The following is a 15686-nucleotide window of genomic DNA, read 5'->3' as shown; positions in this document are numbered from 1 at the left end:
ACGCTTCATCGCGCTATATAAAGAACGGCCCGTACTCTGGTGAGTGCGGGCCGTTTTCGTTTTCGGCGGTGCGTAGCGTTCAGGTCTTGTTGTGATCGATGTCCAGGTTATAGAACGTGGCCTTGCCGCCTTCGCTGCTATAACCGGTGTGGTCCTGAGTGTAGACGCCCGCCTTGAAGTACAGCGGCTTGTCACGCCAGCTCGAACTGACCTGGGTGTTCCAGTTCACGTTGCGCGCGCTGACGCTCAGTTGGCCGCCGGGGCTGAGGTGAATGATGTATTTGAATTTCTCGTTGAGCGGCACGCCTTCGGCGATCTTGTACACCTTGCTCTCGTCGTCATCGAAGCGCTTGCGCACCTTGACCACGATGTCGCCCGCCTTGTCGGCGTCCTTGTATTGATACTCGACCTTGAGCATTGGCTCGGTGCTTTCATACGCGTGGATCTGGCCGATGACGATCTTGCCGGAAGAGGGGACCTGATCGACTTCCAGAGTGGCATTGAGGAAGTTGTCTGCGTCAGGGTACATCCAGTTTCGCAGGGTGCCGTCAGGCCATGTCTCGCGTAGCTCGCTTCGTGCGTATTTGGCGTTATCGGTCTTGGAGCCTGTGACCGGTGCCCAGAAAAAAATCGATTTTGATTTGGATTCGAAGTACTTGCCGTCGTAACCCTTTACCAATTGTGCGGTCTCAATGGTCTTGGGTGGTGAGCCCACGGGAATGCTGAGTTGCCACGTGCCAAGATCAATCATTGTGTGTCCATCCGGTATGTCTGTTTGCCAGCAAGGGAGGCCTCTAGTCAGAGGGTTTGACGGGGCTTTATACGGGTTGTAGGACAATTTGTTAATGGAAAATTGTCGACGAAATGACGTCAAAGTGCTGTCACTTTTCCCGCAGCGCACGACCCGTAGGGCGTGTAGGAAACTACCGTTAGTCGGTTAGGTCCTACTTTGATGATGGCAAATGGCTGGCTTGCTTCTGCTTTTGCTGAGACGGGGCTAGAGTTCACTTTATAAGCATGACGGTCTTCCTGAGCTCCAGGCGTCTTGCCACACATAGAGAAGTAGCATGGAATGCGCCCAAACCCAGCCAGTTGATGGCTCTTCGGTACTGCTCGTTGTAGATGATTACCCGGAAAACCTGGTAACGATGTGCGCCGTCCTGCAGAGGACCGACTGGCGCATCATCACGGCCAGTTCAGGTGTTGAAGCGTTGACCGTCCTGCTGGAGCACGAGGTCGACCTGGTGTTGCTGGACGTCCAGATGCCCGGCATGGACGGCTTTGAGGTGGCACGCCTGATGCGCGGGAGCCAGCGTACCCGGCTGACACCGATTATCTTTCTGACTGCCAACGAGCAAAGCAAGGATGCGGTGCAGAAGGGGTATGCCAGCGGTGCGACCGACTACCTGTTCAAGCCCTTCGATCCCAATATTCTCAAGCCCAAGGTGCAGACGTTGCTGGAACAGCAGCGTAACCGCCGTGCGCTGCAGAAATTGTCCCATGAGCTAGAAGAGGCGCGTGCCTTCAATGCGTCGGTGCTGGCCAACGTGGCCGAAGGCATTCTGGTGGTGGATGAAGGCGGCGTGATCCGCTTCGCCAACCCTGCCATCTGCTTCCTGCTCAATTCCACCGTGGAACAGCTGCGCGGCACGCGGTGGCTGGATTACATTCATAAGCCGCATGTCGAAAGCTGGCTGGAGTCAGGCTTCTACAAACATTACCGCAGGGCCGATACCTACCGCGTCCACGACGCCGTCCTGCTGACCCCTCAAGATCAGCAGTTGCCGGTGGCGTTGTCGTGTGCGGCGCTGCCTGCCGACCAGAAGGCCATGGTCATCACCGTGCTCGACATGTCGGTGGTGCGTGATCTGTATCAGCAACTGGAAAAGCAGGCGGTGACCGATGCCCTGACCGGGCTGCTCAACCGGCGCGGCTTCTACCAGGCCGTCGAGGGCATGCTGGGACGCAACGATCAGGGCGGTAAGTACCTGGTGGTGCTGTACATGGACCTGGACGGCTTCAAGCAGATCAACGATGCGCTGGGCCACGATGCCGGTGACCAGGTGCTGCTCTGGGTCGCCGAGCAGTTGAAAGACAGCATGCGCCCGTACGATATTCTGGCGCGTATTGGCGGTGACGAATTCACGGTGGTCATTGATGGCCTGGACTACCCCGAGCAGGCCGCCAAGATCGCCGAAAAGCTGATCGAGCGCGTGTCGGGTCGCCGGCATGTCGATGGGGTGGACATCACGCTTGGGGCCAGCGTCGGGATTGCTACCTACCCCGAGTGTGGTGCCAACCTGGATGGCCTGTTGCGCGCAGCGGACATCGCCATGTACGAGGCCAAGCGCGCCGGACGCCAGCAATACCGCTTTTACGATCAGAACATGAACGGTCGGGCGCGCTCGCGTCTGATGCTCGAAGAAAGTGTGCGCACGGCCATCGACGGCAAGGATTTTTCGGTGGTGTATCAGCCGCAAATCCATGTTGCAGACGGCAGGCTGCGGGGGTTCGAGGCGCTGTTGCGCTGGCAGCATCCTGCGGTGGGCGACGTGCCGCCCGCTCTGTTCATCCCGCTGCTGGAAGAAACCCGACTGATCAACAGACTGGGCAGCTGGATTTTTGATCAGGGCGCGGAGCAGCGACAAGCCTGGAGCGGTGTGTTCTCTTCCGACGTGGTGCTCAGTGTCTGCGTCAGCCCTACGCAGTTCTGCATGCCCAATCTGGTGTCGGAGCTCAAGCGTGCCATGGACCGCTTCGAACTCAAGCCGGGTCAGCTGGAAGTGGAGATCACTGAAAGCTCGCTGGTGCATAACCTCTCCCACAGCCACAAGCAACTGGGGGAGCTGCATGACATCGGCGTGCGCGTCGCGCTGGACGATTTCGGCACCGGCGAGTGCTCGCTGTCGCATTTGCGCAACCTGCAACTGGACACGCTGAAGCTGGACCGGCATTTCGTCGCCAACATCCTGAGGTCGCCTCGCGAGGCCGCGTTGGCGCGCAGCATCATTGATCTGTGTCGCAACCTGGACATGCTGGTCATCGCTGAAGGTGTCGAAACCCACGAGCAGTATCAGTGGCTGGTCAGCAATGGCTGTCAGGTGGTGCAGGGGTTTTTCATCGCTCATCCGATGCTGGCCGAGGAGGCACTGCGTTTTCCGGCGCACGTCCAACTGCGGGCTTGAGGCGGGCTGATTGCTGTAGAATGGCCGCTTTTCAGACTGTACTTCGAGCCCATGACTTCGCCCAGCCACGCGCCGCTCAAATACCTGCAAGCTTATCCGCAGGCCCTACAGGACCAGGTGCGTGAGCTGATCGCGCAGGGGCGCCTGGCGGACTATCTGCAGCAGCGTTATCCGGCGCGGCATCAGATTCAGAGTGACAAGGCGTTGTATGCCTTCGCCCTGAGCCTCAAGCAGGACCACCTGCGCAATGCACCTAACATCGACAAGGTCCTATTCGATAATCGTCTGGACCTGACCCATCGTGCGCTGGGCTTGCATACTAAAATTTCAAGGGTGCAGGGTGGCAAGCTCAAGGCCAAGAACGAGATTCGCGTGGCGTCGCTGTTCAAGGAAGCGCCGCCCGAGTTTCTGCAGATGATCGTGGTTCACGAACTCGCGCACTTTCGGGAATCGGATCACAACAAAGCCTTTTACAAGCTGTGTGAGCACATGCTTCCCGGCTACCACCAACTGGAATTCGACCTGCGCATCTACCTGACGTACCGCGACCTGCAGTCCGCCTCTGGATCGATCACCTGACACCGCATTGAAGGATACAAAGATGGAGGTCAGCAAGACCAAAAGCAGTTTCTACCGCCGTTTGTACGTGGCGTACCTGATCGACTGTCAGCTTGCCAGCAGCGTCCCGGAACTGGAAAAAGTGACCGGCATGCCGCGCCGTACAGCTCAGGACACCATCGCTGCGCTGGCGGACCTGGACATCCAGTGCGAGTTCGAACAACAGGAAGGTGCCCGCAACCATTCCGGGCGATACCGGATCATCGACTGGGGTGCCATCGACCGGGACTGGATCACCCATCACCTGAGCACCATCAAGGCGGTGTTGGGGTATCCGTGAGCGATGTACGTACAGTGTGGGAGTGAGCTTGCTCACGAACCTGTAGGTACAGCCGCCAGGAATCAGGCGTCCGCAATGCGGTCTTCGCGAGCAAGCTCGCTCCCACTCGTTTTGTAGCGATCCAGCTAGACGTGCGTACAACGAGGGGGGCTACCGCGCAGCAGCGTCTTCACTCCAGGTCCCGACGCATGCCGATGTGGGGGATGTCGTCTTCCATATAGACCTCGCCCACCGGATTGAAGCCATAACGGCTGTAGTAGCCCTGCAGGTGCGCCTGCGCAGACAGGTAGATGGGCTGGTCGGGCCATTTGCGTTCGGCGTGCTCCAGGGCCTGAACCATCAGTTCATGACCGATGCCCCTGCTGCGAATCGAAGGTGCCGTGACCACTCGGCCGATGGTGACATCACCCCCTTGCTGAATGGGGTCGAGCAGGCGCAGGTACGCAACCAGTGTGTCTTCCTGCCACGCCATCAAATGGCAGGTGTCGCCCGTGAGGTCCTGACCATCCACGTCCAGATACACACATTGCTGCTCCACCACGAACACTTCTGCGCGCAGCTTCAGCACGGCGTAGAGCTGTTCGATGTTCAGCTCGGTGTGATGTTTGCAGATCCATTTGATAGACATGTTGCCGACTCGCAGAGAAACCAGAAGTGAAGTCTAAACGCATCTGGCGTCATTCCCAATAAACGCTGCTGTGCAGATGAGCCTTAGTCGTTTTCAGGCATGTCAGGCAAGGCAACCGTTCTTCGGGTTGTTCGATAGCGATTTAGGGTCTTCAATACAGGCGTATAGCCACCCTGCTGCATGGCGGCGCTGCCGCGAAAGAGTCTGAAGTCGACACGTGTCTTTTCAGGAAAATGAGCATGTCATACCTGCTTCGAGCCATGGGTTTTCTGCTTGTTCTGACGATGGCGTCTGCCGGTGCGGCGGAAAAACTGCGCATCGCTGCCGATCGCTGGCCTCCGTTCACGGATGCCATGTTGCTCAACGGCGGGCTGGCGACCGACATCGTCAGCACCGCGTTGCGGCGGGCCGGCTATACGACGGTCTACGAGCAAGTGCCTTGGGCCCGGGCGATGCTGGGCGTGAGCGAAGGGCGTCATGATGTGCTTGTCGCCGCCTGGTTCAGCGAGGATCGCACCAGGGTCGGTCAGTTTTCCAAGGAGTATCTGGTCAACCGTGTGCGCCTGCTCAAGCGGCGCGATTCGACTGTCCAAAGTCTGACGCATGAGCAATTGCATGCGTATGTGATCGCCGTGGTGCGCGGATATGCCTACTCTACCGCGTTCGATAACGACGCCCTGTTGAAGAAAATCCCCGTACAGAGTTTTTCCATGGCGATACGCATGCTGGCCGCCGCACGCGTGGACCTGGCGCTGGAAGACGAGTATGTGGCCCGCTATAACCTGGCGCGAGAGGCCGAGGACGTCAGAAACAACGTCGAGTTCTTGCCCGGCTCACTGAGCGAGAATGGCCTGCATATTCTGGTCAGCCTGAAAAATCCGAAACATGCTGAAATTGTCGCCCGCTTCGACCGCGAAATTGCCGCGATGAAAGCTGACGGCAGTTACGACGAGCTGTTCAAACTGCACGGTCTGTAACGGCTTGCGGGGTCTTGATCAGGTGAGCGGCAAGGGTGCGCAGCGGGGCGAGCTGACGGCAGATCAGCGCAAGCTGGGTCTGCACCAGTCGCTGGCTTTCGTCCATCTCTTCCGGTATCTGCTCCAGTTGGGAGGCCAGCGCTTCTTCTTCATCGCTCTGCACGGCAACGTTTTTCTTTTCTGCCAGGCCGCTGGCGATTTCGTCGATGCTGGCGGCGAGTCTGGCGCCTGCGCCGTCGATGAGTTGTTCATGCACATCGCTCGGCAGTTGCGTGTCGCGGTGTGCGCCAAGGCCCGACAGGTAGCTGAGCAGCGTGTGCGACAGAACCAGAAAGCGGAAGCCGACGTCCGCTTCCTTACGAAAATGACCCGGCTCCATGAGCATGTTCGCAAGCGTCGTCGACAGCGCCGCATCGGCATTGTGCGCGTTGCGCCGTGCCAGCCGGTAAGCCAGGTCGTCACTCTTGCCCTTAGCATACTGCTGCATGATCTGGCGCAGGTAGATGCTGTTGCAGGTCAGGGTGTTGGCCAGCACCTTGTTCAGGCGTCGCCCCTGCCAGTCAGGCAGGAACAGGAACACGGCGAGGCCCGCAATCAGGCTGCCCAGCAGAGTGTCGAACAGCCGTGGCAGGAACAGCCCGTAGCCGTCGCCTACCTGATTGAAACAGAACAGCACCATGACCGTTATAGCAGCCGTCGATAGCGTGTAACGCGTGGTGCGGTTGACGAAGAACACCACGCCGGCCAGCACTGCGCACATCGATTGCAGAATCGGGCTGGTAATCAGGTCGAACAGCGCCCAGCCAACGGTCAGGCCGATGGCAGTGCCGATGATCCGCTGCCCCAGCTTGCGCCGGGTCGCGCCGTAGCTTGGCTGGCAGACGAAGACCGTGGTCAGGATGATCCAGTAGCCCTGCGACGGGTGAATCAAATGCACCATGGCGTAGCCAATGGTCAGCGCCAGCGGCAAGCGCAGTGCGTGACGAAACAGCAGGGAAGTCGGCGTCATCTGCAGGCGCAGACGCGTCCACACGTCCTTGAGGTTGCGTGGTGAGCGGTCCAGCAGGCTGCTGTCAGTAGCGTCTGCCACAGCATCCGGGTTGCTGGCGTCGCTGATCAGCCGGTCCAGCGTGGTGAGGTTGGCAGCCAGTGCGCGCAACGAGCGCAGCAGCCCGCGCCAGGCAGGATTGCTCTGGATGCGCAGGTGTTCCAGCGAGGCATGCAGGTCTTCCATGGCCTCGGCGAAGTTGGGGTCGTACACGAATGGCTGACGCAGCTGGATGGATTCCGACAGCGCCTGACACGCACCGCCTTGCTGACGCAGCAGGCGCTGGCAGCGGAACAGCACGTCACTGTGGAAAAAGGCGTCGGTCAGCGAGTTGTAAGGGTAGTGCGAGGAACTGGCGCGTTCGTGGATGTCCTGAGCGATGAAGTACAGCTTCAGGTAGCGACTGACTTTCGAGCCCGGTCGGCCGCTGCCCACCCGGTGCAGGATGATCTCCTTGGTCGCGTTCAGCGCCGCGACCACCTTGCCGTTCTGCTGGGCCAGTTCGAGGCGACGGGCTTCAACATCAAGGGTGCGGATCGGTTCGAACAGTGTCGATTTGAGTTTCAGGTATTGGCCCAGCTCGCGGAACAGGCGCGCCAACGCCTGTTGCACCGGCTGGTTGGAAAACAGCATCTGCCACAGCACCGACAGCAGGCCGTACCACGCGGCACCGGCCACCAGCAGCATCGGCTCATGCCAGAAATCCAGCACTTCGCCGCCGCGCTGGTCAACGCCAATCATGGTGTAGACCGACAGAATCAGCGTGCCGTAGGCAATGGCCCCATAGCGTTCCCCCAGCGCGCCGAGCATGGTCAGGCAGAAGCTTGCCAGCGCCAGCGAGCACACGAACAGCCATGGGTAAGGGAACAACAATTCGACGGCGAGGGCGGCGACGCTGAAACACACCAGCGTTACGGCCAGCGCGTTCAGGCGGCCTTGCCAGCTGTCGTCGGTCTCGGCCAGGGCGCTGGCGATAATCCCCAGAAACAGCGGAATCAGCAGGCCCATCTCGTTCTGATACCAGCACAGCGCCATGCTGCCGGTCAGGGCAATGAAGACTCGAACGCTGTAACTGAATTTATCCAGTGCCCACAAACGGCGGAAAGTATGACGAAGCGATTTCGATGCCATGAATAAGCTGACGGCCTTGTGCTCAATTAGTCGATCCTGCTGGAGGATATGTACAGACCAAATGCCTGACTGTACATCCGCCTCGCAAAATTTATACCGGCATTCAGTGTTGCGTCACACGTATTGCGCAGCCGCGTAGGCAGACGCCCACGCCCATTGAAAATTGAAGCCGCCCAGGTGGCCGCTGACGTCCAGCACTTCGCCCACGAAATAGAGGCCAGGCGCTTTCAGCGATTCCATGGTCTTGGAAGACACCTCGCGTGTGTCGATCCCACCCAGCGTGACCTCGGCCGTGCGGTAACCTTCGGTGCCGGCCGGGATGACCTGCCAGCTCGCCAGCTTCGCGGCGATGTCGGCCAGTTCGGCGTGGGTGTACTGCTTCATCGGTTTGGACACGAACCAGTGCTCGGCAATCAGGTTGGCCATCTTCTTGGTGAAGATCTCGCCCAGCAGCGTCTTCAATTCGCTGTTGGGGCGTTCGGCCTGCTGTTGCGACAGCCAGGCAGGCACATCGTGATCCGGCAGCAGGTTGATCTCCACGGTGTCGCCAGGTTGCCAGAACGAGGAAATCTGCAGAATCGCCGGACCGCTGAGGCCCCGGTGGGTGAACAGGATGTTCTCGCGGAAACTGGTGTCGTTGCAGCTCACCAGGCAATCCACCGACGTGCCCGACAGCTCGGTGCACAGCGCCTTGAGCTGATCGGTGATGGTGAACGGCACCAGGCCTGCGCGCGTTGGCAGCAGAGTGTGGCCGAACTGTTTGCCGACCTGATAGCCGAACCCGGTCGCACCCAGCGTGGGGATCGACAACCCGCCAGTGGCAATCACCAGTGACTGGCAATCCAGCGTGCCGAGGGTGGTTTGCAGGCGATAGCCCGAATCGGTCTTGTCGATCTGCTGCACCGAGGTGTCCATGTGCAGGCTGGCACCGGCCTGGCGGCACTCTTCGAGCAGCATCTCCAGAATGTCGCTGGACTTGTTGTCGCAGAACAACTGGCCGAGTTTTTTCTCGTGATACGGCACGCCATGTCTGGCGACCATCTCGATGAAATCCCACTGGGTATAGCGCGCCAGTGCCGACTTGCAGAAGTGCGCGTTCTGCGAAAGAAAGTTGGCAGGTTCGGTGTACATGTTGGTGAAGTTGCAGCGTCCGCCACCCGACATGAGAATCTTCTTGCCGGGTTTGTTGGCGTGGTCGATCAACATCACCTTGCGCCCGCGACGGGCAGCGGTAAACGCACACATCAAACCTGCGGCGCCAGCGCCAATGATTACAACGTCAGTAACGGGCACAGCGTGGTCCTCGGGAATCGCCTGCATGGACGCTGTGCGTCCGCTTATGGAGGTGACGCAGAACGTCACAGGTTGCATGCCCACGCGGGCTGCTCATCGTTATACAAAAGTCGCGATGGGCATCTGGAGCGGGCACGATTTCGGCTGTGGGAGCGGACTTGTCCGCGAAAGCGGGTAAATCCGACGAATATGCAGCGTCTGAAGCGCAGTATTCGCGGACAAGTCCGCTCCCACGTTCCGCAATCTTATTCCTCAATGAGGATTGTGTATGACGATGAGCGCTTGCCCCATGGGCGCGATCATCTTCGGTAAACGTTACAAAATCCGCACGCGCAGCGACTTGCCTTTGATCTTGCCGTTGTTCAAACGCTCCAGTGCCTGTTTGGCCATGCTGCGCTCGACCGCTACATAGGCCTGGAAGTCGAAGATTGCGATCTTGCCGACCTGAGTACCCGCAATGCCAGCCTCGCCTGTCAGCGCCCCGAGGATGTCGCCTGGACGCAGTTTGTCCTTGCGGCCCGAGCCGATGCACAGCGTGGTCATGGTCGGCAGCAGCTTGCCGCCTTCCTTGATGCTCAGTTTGTCGTACTGCTGCCAGTTCAACGGCGCTTTCTGCAGTTCTTCGATGGCGCGGGCGCGCTGGCTTTCCGACGGTGCCACGAGGCTGACCGCGATGCCTTTCTCGCCCGCACGACCGGTACGGCCGACGCGGTGGATGTGGATTTCCGAATCGCGGGCCAGTTCGACGTTGATCACCATGTCCAGCGCATCGATGTCCAGACCGCGCGCGGCCACGTCCGTCGCGACCAGCACCGAGGTGCTGCGGTTGGCGAACATCGCCAGCACCTGATCACGGTCGCGCTGCTCCAGATCACCATGCAGGCCGACGGCGGACATGCCTTTGGCAGTCAGATGGTCGACGACTTCCTGAACCTGCTGCTTGGTGAAGCAGAACGCGACGCAGGACGTCGGGCGGAAATGGCCCAGCACCTTGACCACGGCTTCCAGGCGCTGCTCGGGCGAGATTTCGTAGAAGATCTGCTCGATCTGGCTGTCTGCGTGCAGCGCCTCGACCTTCACGGTCTGCGGGTCGCGCATGAACTTCGAGGACAGCTGCTTGATGCCGACCGGGTAGGTGGCCGAGAACAGCAGGGTCTGACGACGTTGCGGGGTCTGCTCGATGATGTCGGCGATGGCGTCGTAGAAGCCCATGTCCAGCATGCGGTCGGCTTCGTCGAGGATCAGCGTGTTCAGGCCGTCCAGCACCAGCGAACCTTTGCGCAAGTGCTGTTGAATGCGTCCTGGCGTGCCGACGATGATGTGCGCGCCGTGTTCCAGCGAACCGATCTGCGGCCCGAACGACACGCCGCCACACAGGGTCAGGACCTTGATGTTGTCTTCCGAGCGCGCCAGACGACGGATTTCCTTGGCCACCTGGTCGGCCAGTTCGCGTGTCGGGCACATGACCAGTGCCTGACAGCCGAAGAAGCGCGGGTTGATGGGGTTGAGCAGGCCGATGCCGAAGGCGGCGGTCTTGCCGCTGCCGGTCTTGGCCTGAGCGATCAGGTCCATGCCCTTGAGGATCACCGGCAGGCTCTGCGCCTGAATCGGTGTCATTTCGGCATAACCAAGCGACTCCAGGTTAGCCAGCATGGCAGCGGACAGAGGCAAAGTATTGAAAGCGGTGTTTGTCACGACGATGGACCTGCAAAACAAAAATGTCGCGCAGTGTATCAGGTCCCGGGGCAGGCTCAGATGGCGATGTCGATAAATGGCTGTCCAACTTATTGGGCCCGGTTCAACGGCCTGTGGGAGGCGGCTTGCCGGCGATGGCGTCAGTTCAGTCACTGACAGGTCGCTTCGGAATACGCATCGCCGGCAAGCCGCCTCCCACGGGTTAGGCGTCACACCTTCTTGCGCCCCTCACCTGCAGGCAGTTGCAGAAAGATCCCCGCTGCGAACATTGCCAGCACGCCAACGCTCAGGAAGGTCATCTGGAATGCGCCCAGCACACTGCTGACTTCGCCGGTAGTGACTTCCTCGCTGAAACCGCCCAGCAAAGCCGCCGCACTGGCAACCCCCAGACTCAGCGACAGCTGTGCAACCACCGACAGCAAACTGTTGCCGCTGGCGGCGCTGGCGTCGTCCAGGTCGATCAGGGTCACGGTGTTCATCGCCGTGAATTGTAGCGAGTTGACCGCGCCCAGCAGGCCCAGATGCACCAGCAACACCCAGTACGGTGTCTGCACATCGACCAGCGCCAGGCTCGCCAGCAGAATGCCCAGCAGCAACGTATTGCCGGTCAGGATGTTGCGATAGCCCAGGTGCTCGATCAGCCAGCGCGCCACCGTCTTGGCGAACATCCCGGCGGCGGCCAGCGGCAGCATGCTCATGCCAGCCTGAGACGGCGAATAGCCCAGCGCGACCTGCAGCAGCAACGGCACCAGAAAGGGCAACGCGCCGCTGCCCAGTCGCGCAAACAGGTTGCCCATGATGCCGACCGCAAAGGTGCGGGTGCGAAATAGCGACGGCGCGAACAGCGGCGCGTCGATGTGCCCGGCCCGCAACCAGTAGGCCGCCAGACAGCCCATGCCCGCGAACAGCAGCAAGACCACGCGCATGTGCGGCAGATGCAGCTCGCCCAGGCCCTCCAGGGCAATGGTGATCAGCACCATGGCTGCGCCGAACAGCACGAACCCGACCCCGTCGAAACGGGTGCGTCCGCCGCCGGGGATGTCCGGGATGAAGTGCTTGACCGCGTAACAGCCGATGATCCCGACCGGAATATTCAGCAGGAAAATCCAGTGCCAGCTCAGGTACTCGACCATCCAGCCGCCCAGTGTCGGGCCCAGCAGCGGACCCACCAGACCCGGAACCGTGATGAAGCCCATGATCCGCACCAGCTCTGAACGCGGATACACCCGCAGCACGATCAGCCGCCCGATGGGCACCATCAGTGCGCCGCCCAGCCCCTGGATCACCCGTGCGCCGACCAGCATGCCCAGCGAGTTGGACAGCGCACACAGCAGCGAGCCGAAGCTGAACAGCAGAATGGCACTGAAGAAAATCCGCTTGATCCCGAACCGGTCGGCAATCCAGCCCGAGGCGGGAATCAGCAGTGCGATGGTCAGCATGTAGGCGATGACCACCGATTGCATGCGCAGTGGATCTTCGGCCAGCGAATGGGCCATGGACGGCAGGGCAGTGTTGAGAATTGTGCCGTCCAGGCTTTGCATGAAGAACGCGATGGCAATGACCCACGGCATCCAGCGCAGGGTCTTCTCATCCAGTACGTGCGTGGCAGAGTTGGCCATAAGCTCCTTGCTATAACGTGAGGGTCAGTCGGCTGATCAGAGCACCGGGCAGTTGAATGGATCCTGTCTGGCGCTGACTGTAGGTACTCGATTGCAGAATGAGTTCCCGCTCTTGCGTCAGATCTTCCAGTGCGCTGCCCAGCAGGCTGTAGGCGCTGTCGTCGAAACGCATGGTGCTGACCGGCGCAACGATCTTGCCGTCCTCGACCCAGAAGGTCGCGAAACGCGTCATGCCGGTCAGACGTCCCGCCGCCTGGTCGGAGAAGTTCAGGTACCAGAGGTTACTGATGTACAGCCCGGTGCCGAGCTTCTGCAGAATCTGATCCAGCGCCAGTGAACCGCCCGCGATGTCCAGCGCACTCGGCCATTCGCCGTAGTCGGCACCGTTGGCCTGCAAGTCGTATTCGGCGGCGCTGCTGGAGTCCACCAGCCGCTCATCCGCCTTGCCGCAAGCGACCAGTTTCAGATCCTTGCGTGGGTAGCCTTCGCGTGAAAAGGCCGGCGACAGCGAACCGCTGACCTTTTCTTCGATACTGACCTGCGCACTGAAGTGCGCGTCGCCGTTGTACAGCCGTTGTAGCGGGCTGCGTTTGCTGGCAATGGCCTGCGCAGAGAACCCGCCCCAGCTCAGCATGCCGATGACTTCGTCCAGCGCGGCCGGGGCCAGGTAGGCGCGGTACTGTCCAGGCTCAAGCGTGTGCAGTGGACGGCCGAGGTAGTCCAGTTGCTCCCGGGCTTGTTCGAAGCGACGCGTGAAGGCCTCGCTGTCCCAGTCGTGACCGGCGTAGTTGGCTTTCACCGCCTGACCGTTTTCGTGAAACAGGCTCCAGTCGAAGTTGAAGCTGTTGGCCTGGTGCCAGCCCTGCGCGCCCCACGAACTGGCGAACCCGCGATACAACGGGCCAGAGGCGTAGAAGCCGACCAGATCCAGCCCGTGAGCCAGTTCGCTGATCCGCTCGACCACCTCTGCGCTGTCCGGCAGCGGGTTTTCCTGCACATTGTTGCTCTGCCAGGGCTGCGTGTTGGGCAACAGATAAGGGTCTTTCGACAACAATGGCAGGGTTTCGCGCAACTGGTGCAAGGCGTCAGTCAGGCGCTGGGTGTCGGTGCCTGTGTCGCCGGACAACGTCACTTCCAGGTTGGCGTGGCGGCCGTCATCAATCAGCTTCACGTTCAGGATGGCTTGCCGCACCTGCCCGGCCTGACGCACCTGACCGTGGTTGAAGCGAATGAAGTCCGACGCCTCTGCGTCATACGCCAGGGTGAAGTGTTCGGTCGGGCGAACAGCGGTCTTGAGCACGGCGACCAGCGCCTCGAATTGCTGCTGCTGAGTCATCAGGCATCTCCTCCAAACACATCGACGCGACTGAAGACGCACGCGGGTGTCGCGTGGCCGACCCGGATCACCTGGTTGGGCTCACCCTTGCCGCAGTTCGGAGTGCCCAGCACCTTGAAGGTGCTGATGTCGCCGACGGCGCTGAGGCTTTTCCAGAAGCGCGCAGAGATCGCCCGATAGTTGGGGTTCTTCACCACGCCTTTGAGTTCGCCGTTTTCAATCAATTGACCCCACTCACAGCCGAACTGAAACTTGTTGCGGGCGTCGTCGATGGACCATGAGCGATTGCTCGACATCAGAATGCCGTGCTCGATGTTGCCAATCAGGCTGTCCATGGATTGCTCGCCCGGCTCGATGTTCAGGTTGGCCATGCGGTCGATGGGCGGACGATTCCAGCTGCTGGCGCGGCTGTTGGCCACGCCTTCCATGCCGCTGCGGTATTGCGACAGCGCACCGCCCAGTGGGCGTTGCAGCAAACCGTTGCGGATCAGGAATTGCTTGCTCGCCGCGGTGCCGTCGTCGTCATGGGCGTAGCTGGCGAGCTGCTCGGGAATGTCCGGGTCGAACGTTACGTTGAGCAGGTCAGAGCCGTATTGCAGGGTGCCGAAGTCCGACATCTTGACGAAGCTGGTGCCTGCGTAATTGCGCTCATCGCCCAGAATCCGGTCCAGCTCCAGCGGATGGCCGATGGATTCGTGGACTTGCAGCACCATCTGGTCCGGCATCAACAGCAGGTCGCGAGGGCCGGATGGGGTGTTGGGTGCCATGATCAGCTGCAACGCCTGATCGGCGACCGTAGTGGCCGCACCGATCAAACCGCAACTGCTCAGCACTTCCACGCCGCCTTGCTGGCCGAAATTCTGACCGCCCAGGCTGCGGGTCTGGCTGTCGGCCCCGTCATAGGCCGTGACGCTCATGCCCGGAAAGACAAAGCGCTGCGCCTGGCGCAACTCGGCACCTGCCGTATTGAAGTAGAGCTGCTCGACCGTTTCCAGCCCCAACTCTGCCTGCCAGTTGACCAGGCGCTCGTCTTTGGGGACTGACGTGGATTCCGTCATCAGCAGGCCAATGCAGTCGCTCAAGGGCGGGAACGCCTGATCGAAGTTCGGCGAAAAGTAGTCGGCCCTGGCGGTCGACACAGGTTGTTCGCTCAGGTCCAGCAATGCATGGGGGGCCAGACGGCGAGCCATGCTTTCGGCCTGGTGCAGAGCGGTCTGCAGGCCGTTCTGGGAAATGTCGTGAGTGGCGGCGTAGGTTTCGACACCATTGAGACGCACCGTCAGCATCGCACCTTCATCGGTAAACAGCGACGGCGGCTCGGCCACGTTCTTGCGTACACACAAACGTTGCCCGGTTCGACGGACATAACGCACGGAAAAGAATTGTGCATCACTCTTGAGGGCAGCAAACCGCTGCTTGAGTGGGGCGGAGAAATCGAACATGCAGACAAGCTCCTTCTTGAGGGCGGTCGGTGAAGCCCGGACGACCTTGTGGGCCGATTGCCTTGAAGAAAGAGATTAACCCGAGGACAGCCCGTGCTGCACCCGTTGGGTTGAGATAGACGCGTGCGTGACCCTTAAAAAGGAAGTACCTGACTGAATGCATACCCCGTGGGAGGCGGCTTGCCGGCGATGCTGTTTCTGAAGCGACCTATCGGTGACTGAACGGACGCCATCGCCGGCAAGCCGCCTCCCACAGTCCGTGGGTTTCAGCAAGGCTTGTGTATGACGCTGAAGACGCGCAAAACGAGGCCGAAACGAAGTGTCTGACTGAGTGCATACCCCGTGGGTTGCAGCAAGGCTTGCATGTAACGCTGAGGATGCGCAAAACGGGGCCGAAACGAAAGTGTCTGACTGAGTGCATACCCCGTGGGAGG

12 protein-coding genes are annotated in these 15686 nt (G+C 60.4%); 4 read left to right on the top strand and 8 right to left on the bottom strand.

Translation table 11 applies throughout. From position 1 onward, the window contains the following. Positions 1–79: 79 nt before the first annotated feature. Entirely contained in the window at positions 80–751 is a 672-nt protein-coding gene (locus H8S56_RS21725; protein WP_187519740.1) for a polysaccharide lyase family 7 protein, read from the bottom strand. Between the two features lie 316 nt (positions 752–1067). On the opposite strand from H8S56_RS21725, the gene H8S56_RS21720 reads away from it, so the two are divergent. From H8S56_RS21720 to H8S56_RS21710, 3 genes are read left to right on the top strand one after another with little or no spacing between them, the layout of a single operon-like run. After that, positions 1068–3185: a two-component system response regulator gene (locus H8S56_RS21720; RefSeq protein WP_187519739.1), complete on the top strand. Its 2118-nt coding sequence runs from the start codon at positions 1068–1070 to the stop codon at positions 3183–3185. Between the two features lie 51 nt (positions 3186–3236). Continuing rightward, entirely contained in the window at positions 3237–3764 is a 528-nt protein-coding gene (locus H8S56_RS21715) for a YgjP-like metallopeptidase domain-containing protein (protein ID WP_187519738.1), read from the top strand. A 22-nt stretch (positions 3765–3786) separates the two neighbouring features. Continuing rightward, the gene (locus tag H8S56_RS21710; RefSeq protein ID WP_187519737.1) at positions 3787–4083 is read left to right on the top strand and encodes a winged helix-turn-helix domain-containing protein; all 297 of its coding nucleotides are present in this window, start codon (positions 3787–3789) and stop codon (positions 4081–4083) included. Between the two features lie 169 nt (positions 4084–4252). Here the strand turns inward: H8S56_RS21710 and H8S56_RS21705 are convergent, their stop codons facing one another. Further along, on the bottom strand, positions 4253–4711 hold the full coding sequence (locus H8S56_RS21705) for a GNAT family N-acetyltransferase (RefSeq protein ID WP_187519736.1): 459 nt from the start codon (positions 4709–4711) through the stop codon (positions 4253–4255). Between the two features lie 239 nt (positions 4712–4950). On the opposite strand from H8S56_RS21705, the gene H8S56_RS21700 reads away from it, so the two are divergent. Beyond that, positions 4951–5688 (top strand): substrate-binding periplasmic protein, encoded by a 738-nt coding sequence (locus H8S56_RS21700; RefSeq protein ID WP_187519735.1) that lies wholly within the window; start codon positions 4951–4953, stop codon positions 5686–5688. Here the strand turns inward: H8S56_RS21700 and yccS are convergent. The 6 genes from yccS to H8S56_RS21670 form a co-directional block, all read right to left on the bottom strand. Further along, complete coding sequence (yccS, locus tag H8S56_RS21695) at positions 5669–7867, bottom strand: YccS family putative transporter (protein WP_032610692.1); 2199 nt, start codon at positions 7865–7867, stop codon at positions 5669–5671. The genes H8S56_RS21700 and yccS overlap by 20 nt on opposite strands. Positions 7868–7981: 114 nt before the next feature. Continuing rightward, positions 7982–9160 (bottom strand): BaiN/RdsA family NAD(P)/FAD-dependent oxidoreductase, encoded by a 1179-nt coding sequence (locus H8S56_RS21690; protein WP_187519756.1) that lies wholly within the window; start codon positions 9158–9160, stop codon positions 7982–7984. Positions 9161–9475: 315 nt separating this feature from the next. Beyond that, positions 9476–10855 (bottom strand): ATP-dependent RNA helicase DbpA, encoded by a 1380-nt coding sequence (gene dbpA / locus H8S56_RS21685; RefSeq protein ID WP_024686578.1) that lies wholly within the window; start codon positions 10853–10855, stop codon positions 9476–9478. Positions 10856–11064: 209 nt separating this feature from the next. Further along, positions 11065–12474: a multidrug transporter subunit MdtD gene (gene mdtD / locus H8S56_RS21680; RefSeq protein WP_024686427.1), complete on the bottom strand. Its 1410-nt coding sequence runs from the start codon at positions 12472–12474 to the stop codon at positions 11065–11067. Between the two features lie 10 nt (positions 12475–12484). Beyond that, entirely contained in the window at positions 12485–13810 is a 1326-nt protein-coding gene (locus H8S56_RS21675) for a TldD/PmbA family protein (RefSeq protein ID WP_024686428.1), read from the bottom strand. Further along, on the bottom strand, positions 13810–15252 hold the full coding sequence (locus tag H8S56_RS21670) for a TldD/PmbA family protein (protein ID WP_187519734.1): 1443 nt from the start codon (positions 15250–15252) through the stop codon (positions 13810–13812). The genes H8S56_RS21675 and H8S56_RS21670 overlap by 1 nt, the downstream gene beginning before the upstream one ends. Positions 15253–15686: the final 434 nt, after the last annotated feature.

Origin of the sequence: Pseudomonas triticifolii, from assembly GCF_014358015.1 — a bacterium.
Lineage (GTDB): Bacteria > Pseudomonadota > Gammaproteobacteria > Pseudomonadales > Pseudomonadaceae > Aquipseudomonas > Aquipseudomonas triticifolii.
The sequence above is the reverse complement of the archived record's forward strand: the minus strand, read 5'-3'. Positions and strand labels throughout refer to the sequence as shown.